Raw genomic sequence first — 23,153 nt, forward strand, 5'->3', positions numbered from 1 at the left:
GGATACTCGTGGTCTTGGGCTGCGGCGGCGCACCGTTATTCGCTGGCGCCGACCATGGCGTCGATCAGGTAATCGACCAGGCCTTCGGCCGGCACGGTGGCCTGTTGCCCACCGCCTTCGGCCTGCTCGCGCTGGCGAAGTTCCTTGACCTGGACCACGCCGGCGGCCACTTCGTCGTCGCCAATGATAACGGCATAGGCCGCGCCGCTTGCGTCGGCGCGCTTCATCTGCGACTTGAAGCTGCCGCCCTTGCCGTCCGGGCTGGCGTGCAGCACCACGTCCAGGCCGGCGTCGCGCAGGCGCTCGGCGGCCACCATCGCCTGCTGCGCGGCGGCCTCGCCCTGGTGCACCAGATAAACGTCGCAACCGACCGCCTCGGGCACGACGCCCTCTTCTCGGATCAGCTCGATGATGCGCTCGATGCCCATGGCCCAGCCGCAGGCCGGCGCGGCCTTGCCGCCCATCTGCGCGATCAGCGGGTCATAGCGCCCGCCGCCGGCGATGGTGCCCTGCGCGCCCAGCTTGTCGGTGATCCACTCGAACACCGTCAGGTTGTAGTAATCGAGCCCGCGCACCAGGCGCGGGTTGATCTTGAACGGGATGTTGTTGGCCTTCAGCAGGCGCTGCACGCCCTCGAAGTGCGCCAGCGATGCTTCGCCAAGGAAGTCGATCAGCTTGGGCGCGTTGGCCGCCATTTCCTGCAGCGCCGGGTTCTTGGTGTCGAGCACGCGCAGCGGGTTGGTATACAGGCGGCGCTTGCTGTCATCGTCCAGGATGTCCTGGAAGCCTTCCAGGTACTTGATCAGCTGTTCGCGGTGCGCGGCACGCTCGTCGGCCTGCCCCAGCGAATTGAGCTCCAGGCGCACACCGACCAGCCCCAGGTCGTCCCACAGGCGCTGGCACATCAGGATGATCTCGGCATCCACGTCCGGGCCGGCGAAGCCCAGCGCCTCGGCGCCCAGTTGGTGGAACTGGCGATAGCGGCCGCGCTGCGGACGCTCGTGGCGGAACATCGGGCCGGTGTACCACAGGCGCTTGGGGCCGTCGTACAGCAGGTTGTGCTCGATGGTGGCGCGCACGGCCGCGGCGGTGCCCTCGGGGCGCAGCGTCAGCTGCTCGCCGTTGAGCGAATCGGTGAAGGAGTACATCTCCTTCTCGACGATGTCGGTGACCTCGCCGATGCCGCGCACGAACAGCTGGGTGTGCTCGACGATGGGCGTGCGGATCTGCTGGTAGCCGTAGGCGCGCAGCATCGCCCGCGCGGCATTCTCGAAATGCTCCCACAGCGGCGCGTCGGCCGGCAGCATGTCGTTCATGCCCTTCACGCCCTGCAAAGCCTTGGCGGGGCGTGCCTTCGGTTCGGTCTTGGCAACGCCTTCGGCGGCCATATTCTCGGATTGCGTCATTCTGTTCTAGTCAGGCTGCTTGGCCCCGGCCGGTCCGGCTCAGGCTGCCACTTCTTTGCCGGCCCGTGCAGCGCCCGGGCCGTAATGCGTGCGAACGTATTCGTCTACGATCGCCTGGAATTCTTCTGCAATGCGTTCGCCGCGCAGCGTCTTCACCTTGACGCCATCGACGAACACCGGCGCGGCCGGCGATTCGCCCGAGCCCGGCAGCGAAATGCCGATATTGGCGTGCTTGCTTTCGCCCGGGCCGTTGACGATGCAGCCCATCACGGCCACGTCCATTTCCTCGACGCCCGGGTAGGCGGTCTTCCATTGCGGCATCTGCTCGCGCAGGTAGGCCTGGATGCTGGCCGCCAGCTCCTGGAACACCGTGCTGGTGGTGCGTCCGCATCCGGGGCAGGCAATCACCATCGGGGTGAAATTGCGCAGGCCCATGGTCTGCAGGATTTCCTGCCCGACGTACACCTCTTTCTCGCGCGGCGCGCCGGGTTCCGGCGTCAGCGAGATGCGGATGGTGTCGCCGATGCCTTCCTGCAGCAGCACCGACAGCGCCGCGGTGGAAGCGACGATGCCCTTGCTGCCCATGCCGGCCTCGGTCAGGCCGAGGTGCAGCGCGTAGTCGCAGCGGCGCGCCAGCTCGCGGTACACCGCGACCAGTTCCTGTACCTGCGACACCTTGCACGACAGGATGATCTGGCTGCCCGGCAGGCCGATCTCCTCGGCCTTCCTTGCCGAATCGATGGCCGAGGTGATCAGCGCCTCGATCATCACGCTCTGCGCCGGCCACGGTTCGGTGCGACCGGCGTTCTCGTCCATGATGCGCGCCAGCAGGTCCTGGTCCAGGCTGCCCCAGTTCACGCCGATGCGAACCGGCTTGTTGTAGCGGCACGCCATCTCGATCATCTGCGCGAACTGGGTATCGCGCTTGGCGCCCTGGCCGACGTTGCCCGGGTTGATGCGGTACTTGGACAGCGCCTCGGCGCAGGCCGGATAGTCCTGCAGCAGCTTGTGGCCGTTGTAGTGGAAATCTCCCACCAGCGGCACGTCGACACCCATCCGGTCGAGCTGCTCGCGGATCGACGGCACCGCGGCCGCGGCCTCGGGCGTGTTCACCGTGATGCGGACGATCTCGGAACCCGCGCGCGCCAGTTCCTTGACCTGGATCGCGGTGCCGATGGCATCGACCGTGTCGGTATTGGTCATGGACTGGATCCGCACCGGCGCGCCGCCGCCGATGGTCACCACGTTGTCGCCCCACGCGACCCGCGCCTGGCGGGTCTGGCGGCGCGGCAGCGGGCCCGGCAGGACCGGAAGACAAAGCTGTTGGTTCATAGCGTTACCACCTTGCAAAGACGCACCTTGCCGCACCTCGCACCCGCGTCAGGGCAGCGTCAGGCGCGCCACGTTGTTGCGGTTGGCTGCCTTCAGGTCGACCGGCGTGCCGTTGCGCGTCAGCGATTCGACGCCCTTTACGTTGCCGATCACCACCTTGTACGGGGCCGTGCCACTGCCCGCCATGCTCTGGCCGGCCTTGGCGGTGCCTCCCATGACGACCTTGCCGCTATTGTCCCGGATTTCAAACCAGGTATCCGCGGCAAAACGGATCTGCAACTCGCCCGCCGCAGGCGCCGCAGCCGATGCCGTGGGCGCCGGCGGTGCCGATGCGGCCACGGCTGCAGTGGTTGCCGGGGCTGCCGCGCTGGCCGCGGTTGCCGAACCTGCCGCCGCGCTGGCCGGAATGGTCTCGGCGGACGGCGCCGGCGAGTCGCTGGCTGCCATGACCGGCGGCAGCGCCGCGGTCACAATCCCCGCTTCCGTGCTCGCGTTATCCGCGGCCGGTGCTTCGGTCGCCACGGTTTCGGCAGCGCTGCTGCGCGCATCGATCCAGGCTCGGATATGGTCGAGCCCAAACCAGATGCCCGCGGCCACCACCACCGCCATCAGCGCCAGCCAGACCCAGCGGCCGCCATTGCCACCGGAGCGGAAGCGATTGCGGTCGTCGAAGGCCGCGTTGATGCCGCCCTCGCGCTGGCGGGCGATCTCGGCCACCTGCGCCACCGCGCGCGGCTGGAAGCGCGCCAGCAGCGGATCGATATCGACATGGAGCATGCGGGCATAGGCACGCATCACGCCCTTGGCGAAGGTCACGTCGGGCAGCGCCTGCAGGTCTGCGGCCTCGATCGCGCGCAGCTTGTTGGCGGCCACCTTCAGCCGTGCGCTGACGTCCTCGACCGACATCCGCTGCGCCTCGCGCTCGCGCGCCAGCGCCGCGCCGATTTCGCGCGCCGCGGCTTCACGTTCCCCCTCATGCGCGCCCCCGCCGACTGCTTGCGTCGGTACGGCCTGGCCTGCGGCGCGGTCGTGCTCACTCATCCCATGCTCCTTGTTCGTAGGCGGCCACCTCGCGCGAGTCCGGGAAGCGGCTGCGCAGTTGCGCCCCCAGCGCATCCTGGGTGCGGCCGTCGCCCTGACGGTGGGCAATGCGCGCTCCCAGCCAGAGGGATTGCGCAGTGACAAATTGGCTGCTGTTGACGCGCTGGACATACTGCCGCGCCTGTACATAATCACCGCGCCGGTAGAACACCAGCGCGAGGTTGGTGTTGGCCACCGGGTTGTTGCGGTCGTAGCCGAGTGCGGCTTTCAGGTTTTTCTCGGCCTCGGCGCTATGGCCCTGGCGCAGTTCGCACGCGCCCAGGCTGATCAGCGGCTTGGCCGGGCCACCGGCCGACGGCGCGGACGCCGCTCGCTGCAGCATCGGCACAGCCTCGCCGTAGCGCCCGTCCTGGCACAGGAACCAGCCGTAGTTGTTGAGCAGGTCGCCGTCATTGGCGCGCATCGACGCCGCGGTGCGGAAGCTGTCCTCGGCAAGCGTCCGCTCATTCATGTTCATGTAGATCAGCGCACGTACATGGTAGGCATCGGCCAGCGACGGATCGATGGCGATGGCCTGCTTGATCTCGTCAAGGGCGACCGCGTTCTGGCCGGCCTCGAGATAATTGGTGGCCAGTTGCAGCCGGATGCCGGCCCGGCGCCTGGCCTCGGTCTGGTCGGAAGCGGTCTGGAGATCCTGCGCCGGCGCATGCGGCAGCTGGCACCCGGACAACATCAGCAGCCCGAGCAGGGCCGCAGCGATCAGACGGATCATGCAGGGCGCGCCTCCCGCGGCTGGCCGCTGGCAGTGACCGGCACCAGCGGCGTGATCTTGCCGAACTTGCCGCGTTCGGCCAGGCGCGTGCGGTCCTTCACCTCACCGGCCAGCTGGCCGCAGGCGGCGTCGATGTCGTCGCCGCGGGTCTTGCGGATGGTGGTGACGATGCCCGCGTCCATCAGCACCTGCGCGAAGCGCCGGATCTGTTCGTTGTTGGAACGCTTCAGGCCCGATTCCGGGAACGGATTGAACGGGATCAGGTTGAACTTGCACGGCACGTCGGCAACCAGCTTCAGCAGTTCCCGCGCATGCTCGACGCTGTCGTTGACGCCGTCCAGCATGCAGTATTCGAAGGTAATGAAATCGCGCGGCGCGAATTCGAGGTAGCGGCTGCAGGCCGCCATCAGTTCGGCCAGCGGGTATTTCTTGTTCAGCGGCACCAGCACGTCGCGCAGGGCGTCGTTGGACGCGTGCAGCGACACCGCGAGCGCCACCGGCAAATCCTTGGAGAGCCTGTCCATCATCGGCACCACGCCGGAAGTGGACAGCGTCACGCGGCGGCGCGACAGCCCGTAGGCGTTGTCGTCGAGCATCAGCCGCATGGCCGGCACGACGGCGTCGTAGTTCAGCAACGGCTCGCCCATGCCCATCATCACCACGTTGGAGATGACGCGGTCATCCTTGGGGCCGCGGCCCAGTTGCTCGCGCATGGCGAACTCCGCCATCCACAGCTGGCCGATGATTTCACCGGTGCTGAGGTTGCGCGAAAAGCCTTGCTTGCCGGTAGAACAGAACCGGCAGTTGACGGCGCATCCCGCCTGCGAGGAAACGCACAGCGTGCCACGCGTTTCCTCGGGGATGTACACCGTTTCCACGGCGTTGCCCTCGCCCACGTCGAGCAGCCACTTGCGCGTGCCGTCCGCCGACAGGTTGTCGGTGATGGCGGCAGGCGCGCGGATCTCGGCGCGGGTCGCGAGCTTTTCGCGCAGCGACTTGGCGAGATCCGACATGGCGTCGAAGCGGCTGGCACCGTAGTGGTGGATCCAGCGTTGCAGTTGCCGCGCACGGAACGGCTTCTCGCCGAGCTCGCCGCAATAAGCGGTGAGCGCGTCCGCGTCGAGGTCGAGCAGGTTGACGAGAGTGTTCATGACGGCAAACTCAGCTTGGTGTCAGTCAGCAGCCGATCAGCGGCTGTAGACGTTCATGCCCGGGAAGAAGAACGACACTTCCACGGCAGCCGTTTCAGCAGCGTCCGAGCCGTGCACGGCGTTGGCGTCGATGCTGTCGGCGAAATCGGCGCGGATGGTGCCCTTCTCGGCCTTCTTCGGGTCGGTGGCGCCCATCAGGTCGCGGTTCTTGGCGATGGCGTTCTCGCCTTCCAGCGCCTGGATCATGACGGGGCCCGAAACCATGAAGTCCACCAGGTCCTTGAAGAACGGACGCTCCTTGTGAACCGCGTAGAACTGCTCGGCTTCGCCGCGCGACAGGTGCACCATCTTGGCAGCAACGATCTTCAGGCCGGCGGCCTCGAAACGGGCGTAGATCTGGCCAATCACGTTCTTGGCCACGGCATCCGGCTTGATAATCGACAGGGTGCGTTCAATCGCCATGAAAAACTCCGAAAAATGAAGGGGTTACAAATGGATTAAACGTGCAATTCTAGCACGAAGACCATGACGCTTTCGAGGGGCCTGGCCGCTCCGGCGCATGTCCGCCCGGCCGTGTCGCAACAGCGCGCGGCAAATTGCACCAGCCGCACATTACAACCTTGTCATCCCCGGAACGCAGCGGTCCCGCTAACATCCAATGTGAGCGGCGTCGAACGGATCCGAGTCAGCGCGGAGTGCCTTTTGCATTACACCGCTCTTGCAATTCGGACTACCCGATGCCACATTGACGATGGTTCCGTCCGGGGTCCATACGAAACTTCGCATCTGGAGTTTCGCACCGCCGGCGCCTCACCGTTTTGAGACAGGAGTCACCATGGATAACAAGCTGAATACCTACGGTTTCGGCAATAGTGCGTCGACCGTCACTGACGTTGTCGTTCGCAACCGGGTCTTGCGCAATACTTACTGGCTGCTGGCCCTCTCGATGATTCCGACCGTGCTCGGCGCATGGATCGGCGTGGCCACCGGCTTCAGCTTCATGGCGGGCAGCCCCGGGCTGTCGCTGATCCTGTTCCTCGGGATCGCGTTCGGGTTCTTCTTCGCCATCGAGAAGACCAAGAACAGCAGCATGGGCGTGGTCTTGCTGCTGGCCTTTACCTTCTTCATGGGCCTGATGCTGTCCCGGCTGATCAGCGCCACCCTGGCGTTCTCGAACGGCCCGGCGCTGATCATGTACGCGTTTGGCGGCACCGCGGCCGTGTTCGGCGCGATGGCCACGATCGCCACTGTCAGCAAGCGCGATTTCTCCGGCCTGGGCAAGTTCCTGTTCGTCGGCGTGATCCTGCTGATCCTGGCCAGCGTGGCCAATATCTGGCTGCAGCTGCCGGCGCTGATGATCACGGTGTCGGTGATCGCGATCGGCATTTTCTCGGCCTACATCCTGTTCGACGTGCAGCGCGTGGTGAACGGCGGCGAAACCAACTACATCACTGCTACGCTGGCGATCTACCTGGACGTCTACAACGTCTTCGCCAACCTGCTGGCCCTGCTGGGAATCTTCGGCGGCAACCGCGAGTGACGGCAAACCCCGCGGCATGAAGAAAGCCGGCCAGTTGGCCGGCTTTTCTTTTGCGCGCCCGCCACCATCAGTCGCGGTCGAACACCGCGATCGACTCCACGTGCGAGGTGTGCGGGAACATGTTGACCACGCCGGCGCCGCTCAGGCGATAGCCCGCCTCATGTACCAGCAGGCCGGCATCGCGCGCCAGCGTGGCGGGGCTGCACGAGACATAGACGATGCGCCGCGGCAGCACGTCGCTGCCCTGCTGCGCCAGCTCGCCCAGCGCCTTGCAAACGGACAGGGCGCCTTCGCGCGGCGGGTCCACCAGCCAGCGGTCGAAGCGGCCCAGCGCGGCAATGTCTTCGGCAGTGACTTCAAACAGGTTGCGGCAGGCGAACTCGGTCTTGTCCGCCAGGCCGTTGTAGCCGGCATTGGCCAGCGCCCGCGTGGTCAGCGCCTCGCTGCCTTCGATGCCCATCACCGATTTGCCCTGCGTGGCCAGCGGCAGCGTGAAGTTGCCGATGCCGCAGAACAGGTCGAGCAGGCGGTCCTGCGGCTGTGCGTCCAGCAGGCGCAGCGCACGGCCAATCAGCACGCGGTTGATCTGGTGATTCACCTGGGTGAAGTCGGTCGGCTTGAACGGCATGCGGATGCCGAACTCGGGCAGCGTGTAGGCCAGTTCGGCATCGGCCGGGTAGAACGGATAGACCGTATCCGGGCCTTTCGGCTGCAGCCAGAACTGGACCTGGTGCGCGTCAGCGAATGCACGCAGCAAGTCCTTGTCCGCATCCGTCAGCGGCTCGAGGATACGCAGCACCAGCGCAGTCACTTCCTGGCCAACCGCCAGCTCGATCTGCGGCATACGGTCTCGGATCGAGAGCCCCATCACCAGCTCGCGCAGCGGCACCAGCATCGCCGACACATGCGGCGGCAGGATCTCGCAGCGCGTCATGTCGGCCACGTAACTGCTCTTGCGTTCATGGAAGCCGACCAGCACGCCGCCCTTCTTGGCCACGTAACGCACGGTCAGGCGCGCGCGGTAGCGATAGCCCCAATCCGGCCCGGCAATCGGGCGGAACACCACGTCGGGCTTCACCTTGGACAAATGCCACAAGTTGTCTTCCAGCACGCGCTGCTTGATGGCCAGCTGCGCGCGCGAATCCAGATGCTGCATCGAGCACCCGCCACAGACACCAAAGTGCTGGCAACCGGGTTCCACGCGCATGACGGACGCCTGCCGCACTTCACCCAGGTGGGCCTGCTCGTAGCTGGGCTTGCGGCGAAAGCTGCGGTAGGTGACGGTCTCGCCGGGGAGCGCGCCCTCGACGAAGATCACCTTGCCTGGCGTACCGTCCTCATTGACCAGGCGGCCGACGCCGCGCGCTTCCATGTCGAGGCTGTCGATCGTCACCACGGGGTCGTCCGCAGGCGCACCGCCTTGGGCGGCACCACGGCCACGGGAATGTTTTGCGACGGGAGCAGCACCTTCGACGGCCGCAGCAGCCGGCATGGCCGGCGTTTCTTGTGGGGAGGACACGGCTTGGGACACCAGATGAAAGCTGACGTATTGTTTTACGAAAGCGCGATTGTATGACAGACCGGGCCCGCTCCGGCGGCGGACATCCGGCCAGCAACGGAGAGCAGGCATGGAACTGATTTCCTGGAACATCCAATGGGGCCGCGGTGCCGACGGGCGCGTGGACCTGGCGCGGCAAGTGGCCGTACTGCGCGCCATGGCCGACGCGGACGTGCTGTGCCTGCAGGAGGTGACGCGCGGCTTTGACGAACTGCGCGGCGAGCCCGGTGCCGACCAGGTGTCCGAGCTGACCGCGCTGCTGCCGGGCTATCACTTGCTCTATGCGCCGGCCGTCGACCGGCGCGGGCGCACCGGGGCGCTGAAGCAGTTCGGCAACCTGATCGCCACCCGGCTGCCGGTGCGCGAGGTCTTCCGCCACGCGCTGCCCTGGCCCGCGGATCCCCAGGTGGCGTCCATGCCGCGGGTCGCGCTGGAGGCCACCCTGGAGGCCGGCAGCGCACGGCTGCGCGTAGTCTGCACCCACCTGGAATATTATTCGGCGAGCCAGCGCGCGGCCCAGGCGGAAGCGCTGCGCGCATGGCATGCCGAGGCTTGCGGCCACGCGCGCCGCCCAGGCCGCGCGGAGAAGTGGCCAGGCCCGTTCACACCAGAGCCCCGGCCTGCCGAAGCCATCCTGTGCGGCGACTTCAACAGCAAGCCCGACGACGTCGCCTATCGCCGCATGCTCGAGCCGTTCGAGGACGGCACGCCGGCGTGGCGCGACGCCTGGCTGCACCTGCGCCCCGGCCAGCCGCATGCCCCTACCTGCGCGCTGCACGACAAGGAACAATGGCCGGAGCCACCGTTTGCCTGCGACTTCATGCTGGTGACCGACAATCTTGCCGCCCGCGTCAGGCGCTGCGAGGTCAATGCCGATACCGATGCCTCGGACCACCAGCCGATCGTGTTGTCGCTGGACCTGTAGGCCGCAGCGCGGAGCCTGCCGGCGCCCTCAGTCTTCGAGGTCTTCGGCTTCGGGCGTAAGACGCTGCAACCGGAACGCCTGCAGGTACTCCATCCACTGCTCGCCCGGCAACTCGGCCAGCGATTCCTGGACGAACTCCATCTCGACATCGAACTCGCGCGGCGAGAGCCCGCCGCGCATCAGCTGGAAGCGGCAGTACATCAGGTAAGTGTTGACGACGTCGGTCTCGCAGTAGGCGCGGATCTCGTCGAGCTGTCCTGACTGGTAGGCCTGCCAGACCTTGCTGCCGTCCATCCCCATCTTGCCGGGGAAGCCGCACAGCTTGGCCAGGTCATCGAGGGGGGCACTGGCCCGGGGCTGGTACATCGCCAGCAGGTCCATCAGGTCCAGGTGCCGCATGTGGTAGCGGCTGATGTAGTTGTTCCACTTGAAGTCGCGGCTGTCGTCGTCGCGGCCCTCGCCCATCTCCCAGTAGCGCGGCGCGGTGATGCCGTTGACCAGGCCGCGGTAGTGCAGCACCGGCAGGTCGAAGCCGCCACCGTTCCACGACACCAGCTGCGGGCTGTAGCGCGCGATCAGTTCATAGAACTTCTGGATCAGCGTGGCCTCGCCGTCTTCCGGCGTGCCGAGCGAGCCGACATGGAACACCGACGAGCCATCGCGATGCGTGCGCCGCAGCACGCACGAGATCGCGGCGACACGCTGCAGGTAGTGCGGGAGGAAATCGCTGCCGGTCTTTTCCCGGCGGGCGGAGAACGCATGCTCGGCGACTTCGGCGTCGCTCATCGCATCGGGATGGTCATGCAAACGGCGCAGGCCGGCGACATCGGGAATGGTCTCGATGTCGAATACCAGCACAGGGGTCATAGAACGGCGTCCTTCCTCACACCTTGCGAAGCGAAATGCCGCTTGAGCTTGACCAGCGCCTCCTGCTGGATCTGGCGCACGCGCTCGCGCGTCAGGCCCATTTCCTCGGCCAGCTCTTCCAGCGTGGCGGGCTCGATATGGTTGAGGCCGAAACGGCGTTCCACCACATAACGATGCTTTTCCGACAGGCGCGCGAGCCAGAGCTTCATCAGCCCTTCCAGCTCGCGGTGCGCCACCTCCTGGTCGGGGGCGGCATTGTGCTCGTCGGAGAGGAAATCCAGGAGGCTCGAGCCGGGGTCGAGGTCGAACGGCGTATCGAGCGAGGTGGTATGTTCGTTGAGTGCCAGGACGTCCTGCACTTCGTCCGGCGTCTTGCCCAGCAGGTGGGCGATGTCTTCCAGGCTGGCATCGCGCCCGTCGGTGCCGCCCTTCTCCAGATGCCGCTTGGCGCGCAGCACCTGGTTCAGTTCGCGGATCACGTGGACCGGCAGGCGGACCGTGCGCGCCTGGTTCATGATGGCGCGCTCGATGCTCTGGCGGATCCACCACGTTGCGTAGGTAGAGAAACGGAAGCCGCGCGACGGATCGAACTTCTCGATCGCGTGCATCAGGCCCAGGTTGCCCTCCTCGATCAGGTCGAGCAGCGGCACGCCGCGATTGAGATAGCCCTTGGCGATGCTGACCACCAGCCGCAGGTTGCGCTCGATCATGACCTGGCGCGCGGCAAAGTCGCCGTCCTTGGCCAGTGTGGAGAAATGCAGCTCTTCCGGCGCCGACAGCAGCGGCTTGATGCTGATGCGGTTCAGGTAATGCTGGACGGTATCGGCGGCCAGCTCGGTATGCAGCACCGTGCGGAAATCGTCATGCTCGGCGGCGGCGCTTTCGGTGCCGTTTTCCGCGCTGTCTTCTTCCTCGTCTTCCGCCTCGTCCTCGTCGTCGTCGCGCAGATGGCGCTCGTTGCGCTCATTGTCGTCGCCGAGCAGGTCGGCCTCGCGCAGGCCCACCGAAGCGGACGTGGCGATGGGCTCGTCGGTCGCGGGAATCATCTCGGCGGCGAGATCGGGCCCGAAGCCCTCTGCATCGCCGCGTTCATCGGGATGCGCCACACCAGCCTTCACTTCCGGCTGCTTGGGACGGCGAGCCCTGCTGACGGTTCCGGAGGAGACAGTTTTCTGGCGTGGCATGAACCCTCACTGTGGCGGCAGGTACCGCATCGGATCAACCGGTTTTCCGTTCTTGCGAACTTCGAAGTGAAGCTTCACCCGGTCGGTATCACTGTTGCCCATCTCCGCAATCTTCTGGCCTTTTCGGACCGTGGATTGCTCAGCGACGAGCACCTTGTCGTTGTGCCCGTAAGCGGTAAGAAATGTCTCGTTGTGTTTGATGATGACAAGATTCCCGTAGCCGCGCAAGGGGCCTACGTGAATCACCCGACCGTCATCGGCGGCCAGCACCGAGTCGCCCTTCTTGCCCGCAATATCGATGCCTTTATTGCCCTTGTCGTCGAATTTACCGACCATTTGGCCGGTCGCCGGCCACGCCAGCTTCATCGAGCCGTCGGCTACCGGCGCCGATGCCGGCGCTGATGCCGGCGCGGTCGCAGCGGGCGCTGCGGCCGGCGCCGAAGCGCCCGCGGCAGGCGTGACCGGCGGCGTCACCGGCGTGGCGGCCGGGTGAGCCTGGTCGATCGGCTGGGCCTGCACTGTGCCCGGCGCCACTGGCATGGTCGCCACACCCGGCGCAGTGTTGACGTCGGCACCCGGCGGCACGATGCGCAGCAACTGGCCAACCTCGATCTGGTTCACGTTGGTCAGGTTGTTCCACGCCGCCACATCGCGATACGACTGGCCGTTCTCCAGCGCGATACGGTAAAGGGTATCGCCTCGCTTGACCCGATAGTACCCGGGCGGCGCCGGTTCCAGCGTCGCCGCCGTGGTACCGGAGGTGGAGGTACGGTCGACGACCGGCGCCGGCATCGGCGAATTGGCGCAGGCGGCCAGCAGGGCCGCGAGCGACGTCGCCGCAAGAAGTTGTCCGGTGCGTGCGAAATTTTGCGATTTCACGATGTTGTGCATAGTTCGACTCAGATGGTGCCCGATTTTAAAGGCACAAAGAAAACGGCTTCAAGCGCGGTTCGATGAAAGCGATGACGGTTGCGCCGCTCGATCAGCAGCAGCTGCTGCGTCACGGTCTGGCCGGGCACGCCGGCCGGCGGCACCACCGCCACCGGGGCGATCAGGCGCCCGCCAATGGCCAGCTGCTCCAGCAGCGCCTCGGGCACCTCCATGCCGGCCGCGGCGAGGATGATGGCCGAGAACGGCGCCGCCTGCGGCAGGCCCAGCATGCCGTCGCCGTAATGCAGGCGCAGGTTGGGCACGCGCAAGGGGCGCAGGTTTGCCTTGGCCTGCTCGTGCAGCGGCCGGATGCGCTCGATCGAGAAGACTTCGCGCGCCACCTGGGCCAGCACCGCGGCCTGGTAGCCGCAGCCGGTGCCGATCTCCAGGACGCGCTCCATCGGCGCGTCGGCGCCGAGGCCCTCGCGCAGCAGCTCGATCATGCGTGCCACCACCGACGGCTTGGAGATGGTCTGCTGGTGGCCGATCGGCAGCGCGGCGTCTTCATAGGCCTGCGACGCCAGCCCCGGCTCGACGAACAAATGGCGCGGCACGGTGGCGATGGCCGCCAGCACGCGCTCATCGCGAATGCCCGCGGCGCGCAGCCGCGCCGCCAGTGCCGCGCGCGCGCGCGCCGAGGCCATGCCGCCGCCGCCGGCGGTGGCCGCCGAGGCGCGCTGCTCGACCGCGCTGGCAGGCACCGGCGCGGGTGCCGGCGCCGCGGTGCGCGGCAGGCGGGTCTTGGCCGGCGCGGGCGTGGGCGCGGCCGGCCGCGGCGCGCCCACGGCAGGCATGCCGGCGGTGCGCGCGGGCGCAGGCTTGCGTTCGACCACCGCATCCAGCGGCAGCGGGAACTTGCGAGGGGGCGTGGAACTCATCGGGGGCGCGGCGCGGCGATTCTGCGGCTCGGGACCGGCGGCCCTACTTCAGCCACTGGTCGAGCGCGTCGAGCTGCCCGCGGTGGGTCAGGTCCAGCTGCAACGGCGTGAGCGAGACATAGCCCTGCGCGGTCGCGTGGAAGTCGGTGCCCTCGCTGGCATCGCGTGCGTCGCCGGCCGGGCCGATCCAGTAATTGGTGTCGCCGCGCGGGTTTACCTGCGTGATCACCGGCTGCGACGGATGGCGCTTGCCCAGGCGCGTGGCGCGATAGCCACGGATATGTTCGAACGGCAGGCTGGGGATATTGACGTTGAGCAGGAACGGCTCGGCCGGCGGCGTGCCGATGATGCGCTCGACCACGGTGCGCGCCACGCGCGCGGCGGCGTCAAGGTGTTCCCAGCCCTTGTCGACTTGCGAGAAGGCCACGGAGGGAATCCCCAGCAGGTAGCCTTCGATCGCGGCTGCGACGGTGCCGGAGTACAGCACGTCTTCGCCCATGTTCTGGCCCTGGTTGATGCCGGACACCACCAGGTCGGGCTTTTCCTCGAGCAGCCCGGTGAGCGCGATATGCACGCAGTCGGTGGGCGTTCCGTTGACGAAGCGAAAACCTTTTTGCACGCCTTCGCGCGCCTCGTAGATCGACAGCGGGCGCTGCAGGGTCAGGGAATTGGAAGCGCCGCTATGGTTCTGCTCCGGCGCGATGACCGTGATCCGGCCCAGCGGCGCGAGCGCAGCATGCAAAACGGCCAGTCCCGGCGCGAGATAACCGTCGTCGTTGGCGAGAAGGATATGCATGCCGCGATTGTACCTGAGCGCAGGCGCCCAAGCGGCCCGCGCGCCGCCCGATGTGGGGCCTCGGCGGCGCGGCGCCGGCGCGGTATGCAGGCCGCAAATAACCGCCTCCACGGCTTCCGCATGAAACAGAACGACCGTGCTATTCCTGCGCTACACTTGCCCCGCCGGCCCGCGTAAGCTTGACTGGCGCGGCATGCCAACACCACCACCGGAGACATGATGAAAGCCGTACTGTGCAAAGCCTGGGGTCCGCCCGATTCGCTGACCCTCGAAACGCTGCCCAACCTGGTACCGGGCAAGGGGGAAGTGGTCATCGACGTCAAGGCGGCCGCGGTCAATTTCCCGGATGTGCTGATCATCCAGAACAAATACCAGGCCAAGCCTGAACTGCCGTTCACCCCGGGCTCCGAACTGGCCGGCGTGGTCAACGCGGTGGGTGAAGGCGTCACCCACGTCAAGCCCGGCGACAAGGTGATCGCGTACCTGGGCAATGGCGCCTTCGCCAGCCAGGCCAGGGCGCCGGCGGCATCGGTGGTGCCAATGCCGCCTGGCATCGACTTCGAGACCGCGGCGGCTTTTACGCTGACCTACGGCACCTCGCACCACGCGGTGATAGACCGCGGCGAACTGAAGGCGGGCCAGACCATGCTGGTGCTGGGCGCAGCCGGCGGCGTGGGCCTGGCGGCGATCGAGATCGGCAAGGCCATCGGCGCGCGCGTGATCGCGGCCGCGTCCACCGACGAAAAGCTGGCCGTGTGCCAGCAGCACGGCGCCGACGCGCTCATCAACTACAGCACCGAAGACCTGCGCGAGCGCATCAAGGCGCTGACCGACGGCAAGGGCCCGGACGTGATCTATGACCCGGTCGGCGGCATCTATGCCGAACCGGCGTTCCGCTCGATCGGCTGGCGGGGCCGCTACCTGGTGGTGGGCTTCGCCAATGGCGAGATCCCGCGGCTGCCGCTGAACCTGGCGCTGCTCAAGGGGGCCTCGCTGGTGGGCGTGTTCTGGGGCGATTTCGTGCGGCGCGAACCGAAGGCCAACCAGGCCAACATGGCGCAGATGCTGGGCTGGATGAAGGAAGGCAAGATCCGCCCGCATATTTCGGCGCGCTATCCGCTGGAGCAGGCGGCGCAGGCGCTCAAGGACATGGAAGCGCGCAAGGTCACCGGCAAGATCGTGATCGTGCCGTAACCGCGGCGGCGTATCGGCGCCTCGGCCGATGCCTTGGCGCTGGCCGCAAAAAGACGTAAGGCGCAGGCAGTGCGGCTACACCCTGCGCCTTGCGAGGCAAACCGCGCCAAGCTGCCTGTGTGAACGCCGGCATGAAGTCTGAGCTGGCCCCGGCGTGGATGCCGCCTGCCCTCACCCCCGGCCCCTCTCCCGCAAGCGGGAGAGGGGAGCAAACCCGCGGGAAGGCTTACTTCACAGCTTCTCCGTCTCGCCGCTCTGCGGCTGCCACTTCATCAGCCGCTTCTCGCCGATGCCGACCATCCAGTCCAGCACCAGCGCAAACGCCGTCAGCACCACGATCCCGGCAAACACGGTATTGATGTCGAACGTGCCTTCGGCCTGCAGGATCAGGTAGCCCACGCCGCGCGCCGAGCCCAGGTACTCGCCCACCACCGCGCCGACGAAGGCCAGCCCCACCGACGTATGCAGCGACGAGAACACCCAGCTGGTCGCGCTCGGCAGGTACACATGGCGCAGCAGCTGCTTCTGGTTGGCGCCCAGCATGCGCGCGTTGGCCAGCACTACCGGACTCACTTCCTTGACGCCCTGGTAGACGTTGAAGAAGACGATGAAGAACACCAGCGTCACCGCCAGTGCCACCTTCGACCAGATGCCCAGGCCGAACCAGACCGCGAAAATCGGGGCCAGGATCACGCGCGGCATCGAGTTCATGGCCTTCACGTAGGGATCGAGGATGGCCGAGGTGAGCGGGCTCAGCGCCAGCCACAGGCCCACGCCCAGCCCTGCCACCGTGCCGATGCCGAATGCCAGCACGGTTTCGATCAGGGTCACGCCCAGGTGCAGGTAGATATCGCGCTCGACGATAAACCAGCTCCAGATGCGTTGCGCCACCATCAGGGGCTCGCCAAAGAAAAAGGCAACCTGCTGCGAGCGCGTGGCCGCATGCCACACGCCGAGGATCACCACCAGGACCAGCAGCTGCCAGACGCGCAGCATGCCCTTGGAGTCAGTACGGAAGGCCATCGGGATTCAGTTCTTGTTGAGTTGGGACGCAGGCCGGGACGGTTCAGGCCACCTTGCGCTGCTGCGCGTAGCCCTTGAGCACTTCCTCGCGCAGCACGTCCCAGATCGCGGCGTGCAGCTCGACAAAACGCGGGTGGTTGCGGATCTCGGCGACGTCGCGCGGACGCGGCAGGTCGATCGCGAACTCGCCGATCGGATGCGTGCCGGGACCGGCCGACAGCACCACTACGCGGTCGCTCATGGCGATGGCTTCGTCCAGGTCGTGGGTGATGAAGAGCACGGCCTTGCGCTTGGCGGCCCACAGCTCCAGCACTTCGTTCTCCATCAGCTGGCGGGTCTGGATGTCGAGCGCCGAGAACGGCTCGTCCATCAGGATGATGTCCGGGTCCAGCACCAGCGTCTGCGCCAGCGCCACGCGCTTGCGCATGCCACCCGACAGCTGGTGCGGATAGCGATCGCCAAAGCCGCCCAGGCCTACGCGGCGCAGCCATTCCTCGCCCTGCTGCACCGCCTCGGCGCGCGCCGTGCCGCGGAACTCCAGGCCGGCGACGACGTTGTCGAGCGCGCTGCGCCATGGCATCAGCGCCTCGGTCTGGAACATATAGCCGGCGCGCCGGTTGATGCCGCGCAGCGGCTCGCCGAACACGCGGACTTCGCCGCTGGAAGGCTCCAGCAGGCCGGCACCGACGTTCAGCAACGTCGATTTGCCGCATCCGGTGGGGCCCACCACCGAGACGAATTCGCCTGGCTGGATCGACAGCGTGACGTCCCTGACCGCGGTATAGCGCTGGCTGCGGTCATCGCGCGAGACAAAGGTGCAGGTGACCTGGTCGAGTGAAAGTGCGGGAATGCTCATGGTGAACCGTCTCGGTCCCGCCGCAGCGGCGCCGGGGGCGCGGCGCGGGCGAGTGATGATGGATGGGCCGTCGTTGCCGCAAAGCAAAGGCCCGCTGCGGGCAGCGGGCCGATGGCAGCGACGGCAAGAAAATTACTTGTACTTGGCGTTGGCCTTCTGCACGAAGGCGTTGGTGTAGGTCTCTTCCAGCTTGATCGACTTGCCCTTCAGTTCGGCGTCGAACTGGCCCAGCGCGTTGAGCGCGGTGCGCGGGCCGTCGGCCGGCATGGTGCCGTCCGGCGAGATCGCTTCCTTGACCTTCTCCCACGCCGCCAGGTACAGCGCGCGATCGCCCAGCAGGTAGCTTTCCGGCACGGTCTTGACGATGTCGGACGGGCCCGCCTTTTGCAGCCACTTGAGCGCGCGCACCATGGCGTTGGTCAGCGCCTGCGTGGTGTTGGGGTTCTGCTGGATGAAGGCCTGCGACGCATACAGGCAGCCGGACGGCATGTTGCCGCCGAACACCGCCTGGGTGTCCTTCAGCGTGCGGGTATCCGAGGCCACGCGCACTTCGTTCTTCTGCGTCAGCATCGACACCACCGGGTCCAGGTTGGCCATCGCGTCGATCTGGCCCGAGCGCATCGCCGCCACCGCGCCGGCGCTGGCGCCCACGCCGATGAACGACACGTCCGACGGCTTCAGGCCGGCCTTGGCCAGCACGAAGTTGGCCATCATGTTGGTCGACGAGCCCGGCGCGGTCACGCCGATCTTCTTGCCCTTCAGGTCGGCGATCGACTTGAAGTTGGGCATGGTCTTGTTCGACACCACCAGCACGATCTGCGGGGCGCGGCCCTGCAGCACGAATTCCTGGTAGCGCTGGCCCTTGGCCTGCAGGTTGATGGTGTGCTCGTAGGCGCCCGAGACCACGTCGGCGCTGCCGCCCACCACCGCCTGCAGCGCCTTGGCGCCGCCGGCGAAGTCGACGATCTCGACCTCCAGCCCTTCTTCCTTGAAGTAGCCGAGGCGCTCGGCGATGGTCAGCGGCAGGTAATAGAACAGGTTCTTGCCGCCCACCGCGATGGTGACCTTGGTCTTCTCGGGCTTGCCCTGTGCCTGCGCCTGGCCGAAAGTGAACCAGCCGGCCAGGAACAGCGCCAGCGCGATCAGGAATTGCTTCCAGAATTTCTTGTTATACATGCGAGATCTCCTACCCGTGTGGACTGGCGCAGCGGCAACATGCGCTTGAAAGGGGGCGCGCCGCGGTGCGGCAAATTGCGATGCTACCGGACGGTGCGATGCACCGCATCGGTATCAACACCTAGCAAACCCGCGAGCTTAGCGCCCTTACCTTTCGATCACCTTGCCTCAGCCCTCGCCATCATTCCGCGTGGATGTCGGCGGATTTGATCACCTTGCCCCAGCGCGCCAGCTCCGCCTTCTGGTACTGCCCCAGTTGCTGCGGGTTCATGTACTTGGCCTCGGCGCCCAGGTCCTCGGCCTTCTTGCGGAAGGCTTCGGTGCGCATGATCTTGTCGATTTCGCCAGTCAGCTTGTCGATCACCGGCTTGGGCGTGCCGGCCGGTGCGTACATCGCAAACCACGACGACACGTCCAGGTCGGGGTAGCCGGCCTCGGGCGCCGACGGCACGTCCTTCAGGCTGGGCAGGCGGGTCTTGCTGGTCACCACCAGCGGGCGCAGTTTGCCGGCGGCGATATGGGCCATCAGCGGCGGCGGCGTGGTGATGGTCAGGTCCACCGAGCCGCCCAGCAGGTCGGTCATGGCCGGGCCCGTGCCCTTGTACGGCACGTGCGTGATATGCGTGCCGGCCATCTGGTTCAGCAGCTCGGTCGAGACATGTTGCAGCGAGCCGTTGCCCGACGAGGCGTAGTTCAGCTTGTCGGGATTGGCCTTGGCGTAGGCCACCAGCTCCTTCAGCGACTTGACCGGCAGGCTCGGGCGCACCACCAGCACCTGCGGCGCCGACAGGATGTTGGCCACGGGCGCAAAGTCCTTGACCGGATCCCACGACAGGTTCTTCACCAGCAGCGGCGTGATCACGTGGAAGCCGGAATACTGCAGCATCAGCGTGTAGCCGTCGGGCTTGGCCCGCGCCACCAGTTGCGCCGCGATGCTGCCGTTGCCGCCGGGACGGTTGTCCACCACCACCGGCTGGCCGAGCGCCTTCGACAGCGGTTCCGCAATCATGCGTGCCGCGATATCAGTGGTGCCACCGGCCGCGGCCGATACCACCAGCGTCACCGGACGGGTGGGATAGGTGCCGTCCTGCGCCAGTGCGGCGGGAGCGAACCACGCTGCGCCGAGTACCGCTAGCGCGGCAGCTAAGGCCTTGCGCCGTGCGGGCATCGTGGACATGACTGGCTTGTGTTGAAGGTCTCGCTTCATGAAGGTCTCCGTTATCTTGTGGAAGTGTTGTTCTTGTCCGGGTGCCGGGCTATGCCTGCCCGGCGAAATGCTCTGCCATCCAGGCCGGTGGCTGGTGCGTGCGCAGGCGCGGGCCCGCGCTCAGCAGCTGGCTGTGGATGTCGCGCCCGACCAGAGCCGGCATCGCGGCCACCACGTCGAGCAGCGCGCCCAGGTCGACGCCGGTCTCGACGCCCATGCAATCGAACATGTGGACCAGGTCTTCGGTGCTGACATTGCCGCTGGCACCGGGAGCGTAGGGGCAGCCGCCCAGGCCGCCGGCGGCCGCGTCGAAGCGCGTCACGCCGGTCTGCCAGGCGGCCACGGCGTTGGCCAGGCCCATGCCGCGGGTGTTGTGCAGGTGGATGGTCAGGCCGGTTGTGGGCAGCGCGGCCTGGAAGGCTTCGCACAGCGCCGCGACCTGGTTCGGATAGGCCATGCCGGTGGTGTCGCACAGCGTGATGCCGGCCGCGCCGGCCTCGGCGAAGCCGCTGGCCAGCGCCATCACCTCGGCCGCATCGACTTCGCCCTCGAACGGGCAGCCGAATACGGTCGACAGCGACACATTGACCGGCACGCCGGCCGCGCCCGCCTCGGCGATCATCGCCAGCAACTGCTGCCGTGATTGCGCGCGCGTCATGCGCAGGTTGGCGCGGTTGTGGGTCTCGCTGGCGGACATCACCAGGTTGACCTCGTCGGGCCGGCACGATAGCGCCCGCTCCAGCCCGCGCAGGTTGGGCACCAGCGCGGTGTAGCGCACGCCCGGCTGGCGCCGCATGCGGTGCATCAGCGCCTCGGCATCGGCCAGCGCGGGAATGGCGCGCGCCGAGGTGAACGAGGTGGCTTCAATGCGCGCGAAGCCGCAGGCAGACAGCGCATCGAGGAAGGCAACCTTGGCGTCGGTCGGCACCACCACCGGCTCGATCTGCAGGCCGTCACGCGGCGCGACTTCATTGATCTCCACGCGGGCCGGGCCGCGCAACAGGCTGGCGGCGGCGCTCATGCGATCACCTTGCGCGCACGCAGGTCGGCGATGGCGGCGTCGTCGAAGCCGGCCTGCTTCAGCACCGCATCGGTATGCTCGCCCAGCGCCGGCGCACGGTCATGGATGGCGCCGGGGCTGGCCGACAGCTTGGGCACCACGCCTGGCACTTCCACGGTCAGGCCGCCGGCCGAGGTCACCGACTCGATCACGCCGCGGGCGCGGTAGTGCGGGTCTTCGGCGATGTCCTTGACGGTATAGATGCGGCCGGACGGCACCTGGGCGTCGCGCAGCACTGCCAGGACCGACTCCACGGTCTGCGTGCGGGTCCAGGCGGCGATGGCGGCATCGATCTCGTCGACCCGCTGCACGCGGCCGTCGTTCTGCGCCAGCGCCGGATCGTCAGCCAGATCGGCACGGCCGATGGCCAGCATCATGCGCTTGAAGATGGCGTCGCCGTTGGCCGCGACCAGCACGTATTCGCCGCTGGCGCACGGGTAGGCGTTGGACGGCGCGATTCCCGGCAGCGCGCCGCCTGCGGGCTGGCGCACCGCGCCGAAGGCCGAGTATTCCGGCAGCAGGCTTTCGCTCAGGTTGAACAGCGACTCGTACAGCGCCACGTCGATCACCTGCCCTTCGCCGCCGCGGGCATCGCGCTGGTACAGCGCCAGCAGCACGCCCATGGCGCCGTGCAGGCCGGCGATGGTATCGCCCAGCGACAGTCCGGCGCGCACCGGCGCACGGCCCGGCTCGCCGGTCAGGTGGCGCAGGCCGGCCATGGCCTCGGCCACGGCGGCAAAGCCGGGCTCGTCCTTCTTCGGGCCGGTCTGGCCGTAGCCCGACACGCGCAGCATGATCAGGCGCGGGTTGTCGGCATGCAGCACGTCCCAGCCCAGGCCCCATTTCTCCATGGTGCCGGGGCGGAAATTCTCGATCAGCACATCGGCCTCGGCGGCCAGCTTGCGCACCAGCGCCTGGCCCTCCGGCTGGCGCAGGTCGATGCAGATTGATTCCTTGTTGCGCGACTGCGCCTCCCACCACACCGAAGTGCCTTCATGCAGCATGCGCCATTTGCGCAGCGGGTCGCCCTGCCCGGGCGGCTCCACCTTGATGATGTGGGCGCCAAAGTCGGCCAGGGTCTTGGCGGCGAAGGGGCCGGCGATAAGTTGTCCGAGTTCGAGGACGCGAATGCCCTCGAGGATCTGTTGCGCCATGGGTGTCTCCGTGCGGTGCGGCAGTCTTGTTGCAGTGCGGCAGCGCCATTGACTGGCATGCCATACATTGCGTTCGGACGGAGTTTGCCCCAGCGCGGGGCTTGCCAGGAATCGGCAATCGGAGAAGCGGGCTTTCTTGGAACGCGAAAGGCTTGGCAAAGCCTCCGGGCGGGCGCGTCAGAACGGCGCCCGGTCCCCGCACAGGTGGGTGATCAGCAGCCGTGCGGAGACCGTCAGGCCGGCCGGGTCGCGCAACCCGATCAGCAGCGAGCGGCGCGCCCAGGCGTCCTGCAGCGACACGAGCGACAGCCCCATCGACTTGACGTGCGGCTCGGCCGCGATGCGCGGCAGCACGCCCACGCCCAGGCCGGCCATCACCATGCGGCACATGGCGTCGAAGCTGCGTACCTGGATGCGCAGCCGGAATGGCCGGTCCAGCCGGCTGCTTTCCTCCAGCAGGCGCGCGGCCAGTGAGGTTTCCTGCGGCAGGCTGACGAAATCGAATTCCAGCGTATCGGCGTAGTGCACCGGGCCGCGCGCGGCCAGCGGATGGTTGGGCGGCGTGATGATGACCAGCTCGTCCTGGCGGTACTCGACCGTCATCAGCCCGGCCGCGGGAGTACGGTCGGCAAAGATGCCGACGTCGGCGCGGTTCTCGACCAGCGCGGCAACGATGTCGCGGCTGTTCTGCTCTTCCAGCTCGATGCGGATGGTCGGATGATGCTGCATGAACGAGGCCAGGTCATCGGGCAGGAACTGCGTGATCGCCGAGGTGTTGGCGCACACGCGCACCTGCCCGCGCACGCCCGAGGCGTAGTCCGACATCACGCCGGCCATGCGCTCGACGTCCTGCAGGATGGTCAGCGCATGATGGAAGCAGGCCTGGCCGGCCTCGGTCAGCTGCACGCCGGCGGCATGGCGAAAGAACAGCGGCGCGCCGACCGCCGTTTCCAGGTCGGAAATGCGCTTGCTCGCCGCCGCCACGGCCAGGTGCGACTGGCGCGCGCCGGCCGAGATGCTGCCTTGCCGGGCCACGGCAACGAACAAGCCAAGCGTGACGAGATCGAAGCGGGCCAGGTTCATGGGTGGGGCGAGAAATAAAA

General features: G+C 67.2%; 22 protein-coding genes. 3 read left to right on the plus strand and 19 right to left on the minus strand.

The features are described from left to right. Positions 1–35 precede the first annotated feature (35 nt). From hisS to ndk, 6 genes are read right to left on the minus strand one after another with little or no spacing between them, the layout of a single operon-like run. Positions 36–1,406 (minus strand): histidine--tRNA ligase, encoded by a 1,371-nt coding sequence (gene hisS, locus ACOCMH_RS26675; protein WP_427310130.1) that lies wholly within the window; start codon positions 1,404–1,406, stop codon positions 36–38. 39 nt (positions 1,407–1,445) lie between these two features. Further along, positions 1,446–2,738: a flavodoxin-dependent (E)-4-hydroxy-3-methylbut-2-enyl-diphosphate synthase gene (gene ispG / locus ACOCMH_RS26680; protein ID WP_427310132.1), complete on the minus strand. Its 1,293-nt coding sequence runs from the start codon at positions 2,736–2,738 to the stop codon at positions 1,446–1,448. Between the two features lie 48 nt (positions 2,739–2,786). Then, positions 2,787–3,779 carry a helix-turn-helix domain-containing protein gene (locus ACOCMH_RS26685; RefSeq protein ID WP_427310134.1) on the minus strand — a complete coding sequence of 331 codons (993 nt, stop codon included), beginning with the start codon at positions 3,777–3,779 and terminating at the stop codon, positions 2,787–2,789. Further along, the gene (gene pilW, locus ACOCMH_RS26690; protein ID WP_427310136.1) at positions 3,772–4,551 is read right to left on the minus strand and encodes a type IV pilus biogenesis/stability protein PilW; all 780 of its coding nucleotides are present in this window, start codon (positions 4,549–4,551) and stop codon (positions 3,772–3,774) included. The genes ACOCMH_RS26685 and pilW overlap by 8 nt, the downstream gene beginning before the upstream one ends. Next, a complete protein-coding gene (gene rlmN, locus ACOCMH_RS26695; protein WP_427310138.1) occupies positions 4,548–5,702 on the minus strand; it encodes a 23S rRNA (adenine(2503)-C(2))-methyltransferase RlmN in 1,155 nt (384 codons plus the stop codon). The genes pilW and rlmN overlap by 4 nt, the downstream gene beginning before the upstream one ends. Positions 5,703–5,738: 36 nt before the next feature. After that, the gene (gene ndk / locus ACOCMH_RS26700) at positions 5,739–6,164 is read right to left on the minus strand and encodes a nucleoside-diphosphate kinase (protein ID WP_010809422.1); all 426 of its coding nucleotides are present in this window, start codon (positions 6,162–6,164) and stop codon (positions 5,739–5,741) included. A 373-nt stretch (positions 6,165–6,537) separates the two neighbouring features. Here ndk and ACOCMH_RS26705 point away from each other — a divergent pair, with 373 nt between their 5' ends. Next, on the plus strand, positions 6,538–7,242 hold the full coding sequence (locus ACOCMH_RS26705; RefSeq protein ID WP_427310139.1) for a Bax inhibitor-1/YccA family protein: 705 nt from the start codon (positions 6,538–6,540) through the stop codon (positions 7,240–7,242). Between the two features lie 67 nt (positions 7,243–7,309). On the opposite strand, the gene rlmD is transcribed toward ACOCMH_RS26705, so the two are convergent. Beyond that, positions 7,310–8,614 carry a 23S rRNA (uracil(1939)-C(5))-methyltransferase RlmD gene (gene rlmD / locus ACOCMH_RS26710; protein WP_427313372.1) on the minus strand — a complete coding sequence of 435 codons (1,305 nt, stop codon included), beginning with the start codon at positions 8,612–8,614 and terminating at the stop codon, positions 7,310–7,312. 256 nt (positions 8,615–8,870) lie between these two features. On the opposite strand from rlmD, the gene ACOCMH_RS26715 reads away from it, so the two are divergent. Further along, a complete protein-coding gene (locus ACOCMH_RS26715) occupies positions 8,871–9,725 on the plus strand; it encodes an endonuclease/exonuclease/phosphatase family protein (protein ID WP_427310141.1) in 855 nt (284 codons plus the stop codon). Positions 9,726–9,752: 27 nt separating this feature from the next. Here ACOCMH_RS26715 and ACOCMH_RS26720 read toward each other — a convergent pair whose 3' ends face one another. From ACOCMH_RS26720 to surE, 5 genes are read right to left on the minus strand one after another with little or no spacing between them, the layout of a single operon-like run. Next, a complete protein-coding gene (locus tag ACOCMH_RS26720; protein WP_427310143.1) occupies positions 9,753–10,592 on the minus strand; it encodes a 3'-5' exonuclease in 840 nt (279 codons plus the stop codon). Beyond that, complete coding sequence (rpoS, locus tag ACOCMH_RS26725) at positions 10,589–11,776, minus strand: RNA polymerase sigma factor RpoS (RefSeq protein WP_427310145.1); 1,188 nt, start codon at positions 11,774–11,776, stop codon at positions 10,589–10,591. Before rpoS ends, ACOCMH_RS26720 begins: the two co-directional genes overlap by 4 nt. Positions 11,777–11,782: 6 nt before the next feature. Beyond that, on the minus strand, positions 11,783–12,667 hold the full coding sequence (locus tag ACOCMH_RS26730; protein ID WP_427310147.1) for a peptidoglycan DD-metalloendopeptidase family protein: 885 nt from the start codon (positions 12,665–12,667) through the stop codon (positions 11,783–11,785). A gap of 8 nt (positions 12,668–12,675) precedes the next feature. Further along, positions 12,676–13,584 carry a protein-L-isoaspartate(D-aspartate) O-methyltransferase gene (locus tag ACOCMH_RS26735; protein ID WP_427310149.1) on the minus strand — a complete coding sequence of 303 codons (909 nt, stop codon included), beginning with the start codon at positions 13,582–13,584 and terminating at the stop codon, positions 12,676–12,678. Positions 13,585–13,627: 43 nt separating this feature from the next. Next, positions 13,628–14,380, minus strand: coding sequence for a 5'/3'-nucleotidase SurE (gene surE, locus ACOCMH_RS26740; RefSeq protein WP_171518315.1), 753 nt, complete (start codon positions 14,378–14,380; stop codon positions 13,628–13,630). A gap of 219 nt (positions 14,381–14,599) precedes the next feature. Here surE and ACOCMH_RS26745 point away from each other — a divergent pair, with 219 nt between their 5' ends. Next, the gene (locus ACOCMH_RS26745; protein ID WP_427313373.1) at positions 14,600–15,574 is read left to right on the plus strand and encodes an NADPH:quinone oxidoreductase family protein; all 975 of its coding nucleotides are present in this window, start codon (positions 14,600–14,602) and stop codon (positions 15,572–15,574) included. A 231-nt stretch (positions 15,575–15,805) separates the two neighbouring features. On the opposite strand, the gene ACOCMH_RS26750 is transcribed toward ACOCMH_RS26745, so the two are convergent. From ACOCMH_RS26750 to ACOCMH_RS26780, 7 genes are all read right to left on the minus strand, one after another. Next, positions 15,806–16,597, minus strand: a complete 792-nt coding sequence (locus ACOCMH_RS26750; RefSeq protein ID WP_171518314.1) for an ABC transporter permease — start codon at positions 16,595–16,597, stop codon at positions 15,806–15,808. 43 nt (positions 16,598–16,640) lie between these two features. Further along, a complete protein-coding gene (locus ACOCMH_RS26755; RefSeq protein WP_025584349.1) occupies positions 16,641–17,453 on the minus strand; it encodes an ABC transporter ATP-binding protein in 813 nt (270 codons plus the stop codon). A 132-nt stretch (positions 17,454–17,585) separates the two neighbouring features. After that, entirely contained in the window at positions 17,586–18,629 is a 1,044-nt protein-coding gene (locus tag ACOCMH_RS26760) for an ABC transporter substrate-binding protein (RefSeq protein WP_427310152.1), read from the minus strand. Positions 18,630–18,810: 181 nt separating this feature from the next. Next, complete coding sequence (locus tag ACOCMH_RS26765; RefSeq protein ID WP_427310154.1) at positions 18,811–19,836, minus strand: Bug family tripartite tricarboxylate transporter substrate binding protein; 1,026 nt, start codon at positions 19,834–19,836, stop codon at positions 18,811–18,813. Between the two features lie 49 nt (positions 19,837–19,885). After that, positions 19,886–20,857 carry a hydroxymethylglutaryl-CoA lyase gene (locus tag ACOCMH_RS26770; RefSeq protein ID WP_427310156.1) on the minus strand — a complete coding sequence of 324 codons (972 nt, stop codon included), beginning with the start codon at positions 20,855–20,857 and terminating at the stop codon, positions 19,886–19,888. Further along, positions 20,854–22,050: a CaiB/BaiF CoA transferase family protein gene (locus ACOCMH_RS26775; RefSeq protein ID WP_427310158.1), complete on the minus strand. Its 1,197-nt coding sequence runs from the start codon at positions 22,048–22,050 to the stop codon at positions 20,854–20,856. The genes ACOCMH_RS26770 and ACOCMH_RS26775 overlap by 4 nt, the downstream gene beginning before the upstream one ends. Before the next feature lie 177 nt (positions 22,051–22,227). Continuing rightward, positions 22,228–23,133, minus strand: coding sequence for a LysR substrate-binding domain-containing protein (locus ACOCMH_RS26780; RefSeq protein WP_427310160.1), 906 nt, complete (start codon positions 23,131–23,133; stop codon positions 22,228–22,230). Positions 23,134–23,153: the final 20 nt, after the last annotated feature.

This window comes from Cupriavidus sp. H39, from assembly GCF_050271075.1.
GTDB lineage: Bacteria > Pseudomonadota > Gammaproteobacteria > Burkholderiales > Burkholderiaceae > Cupriavidus > Cupriavidus necator_B.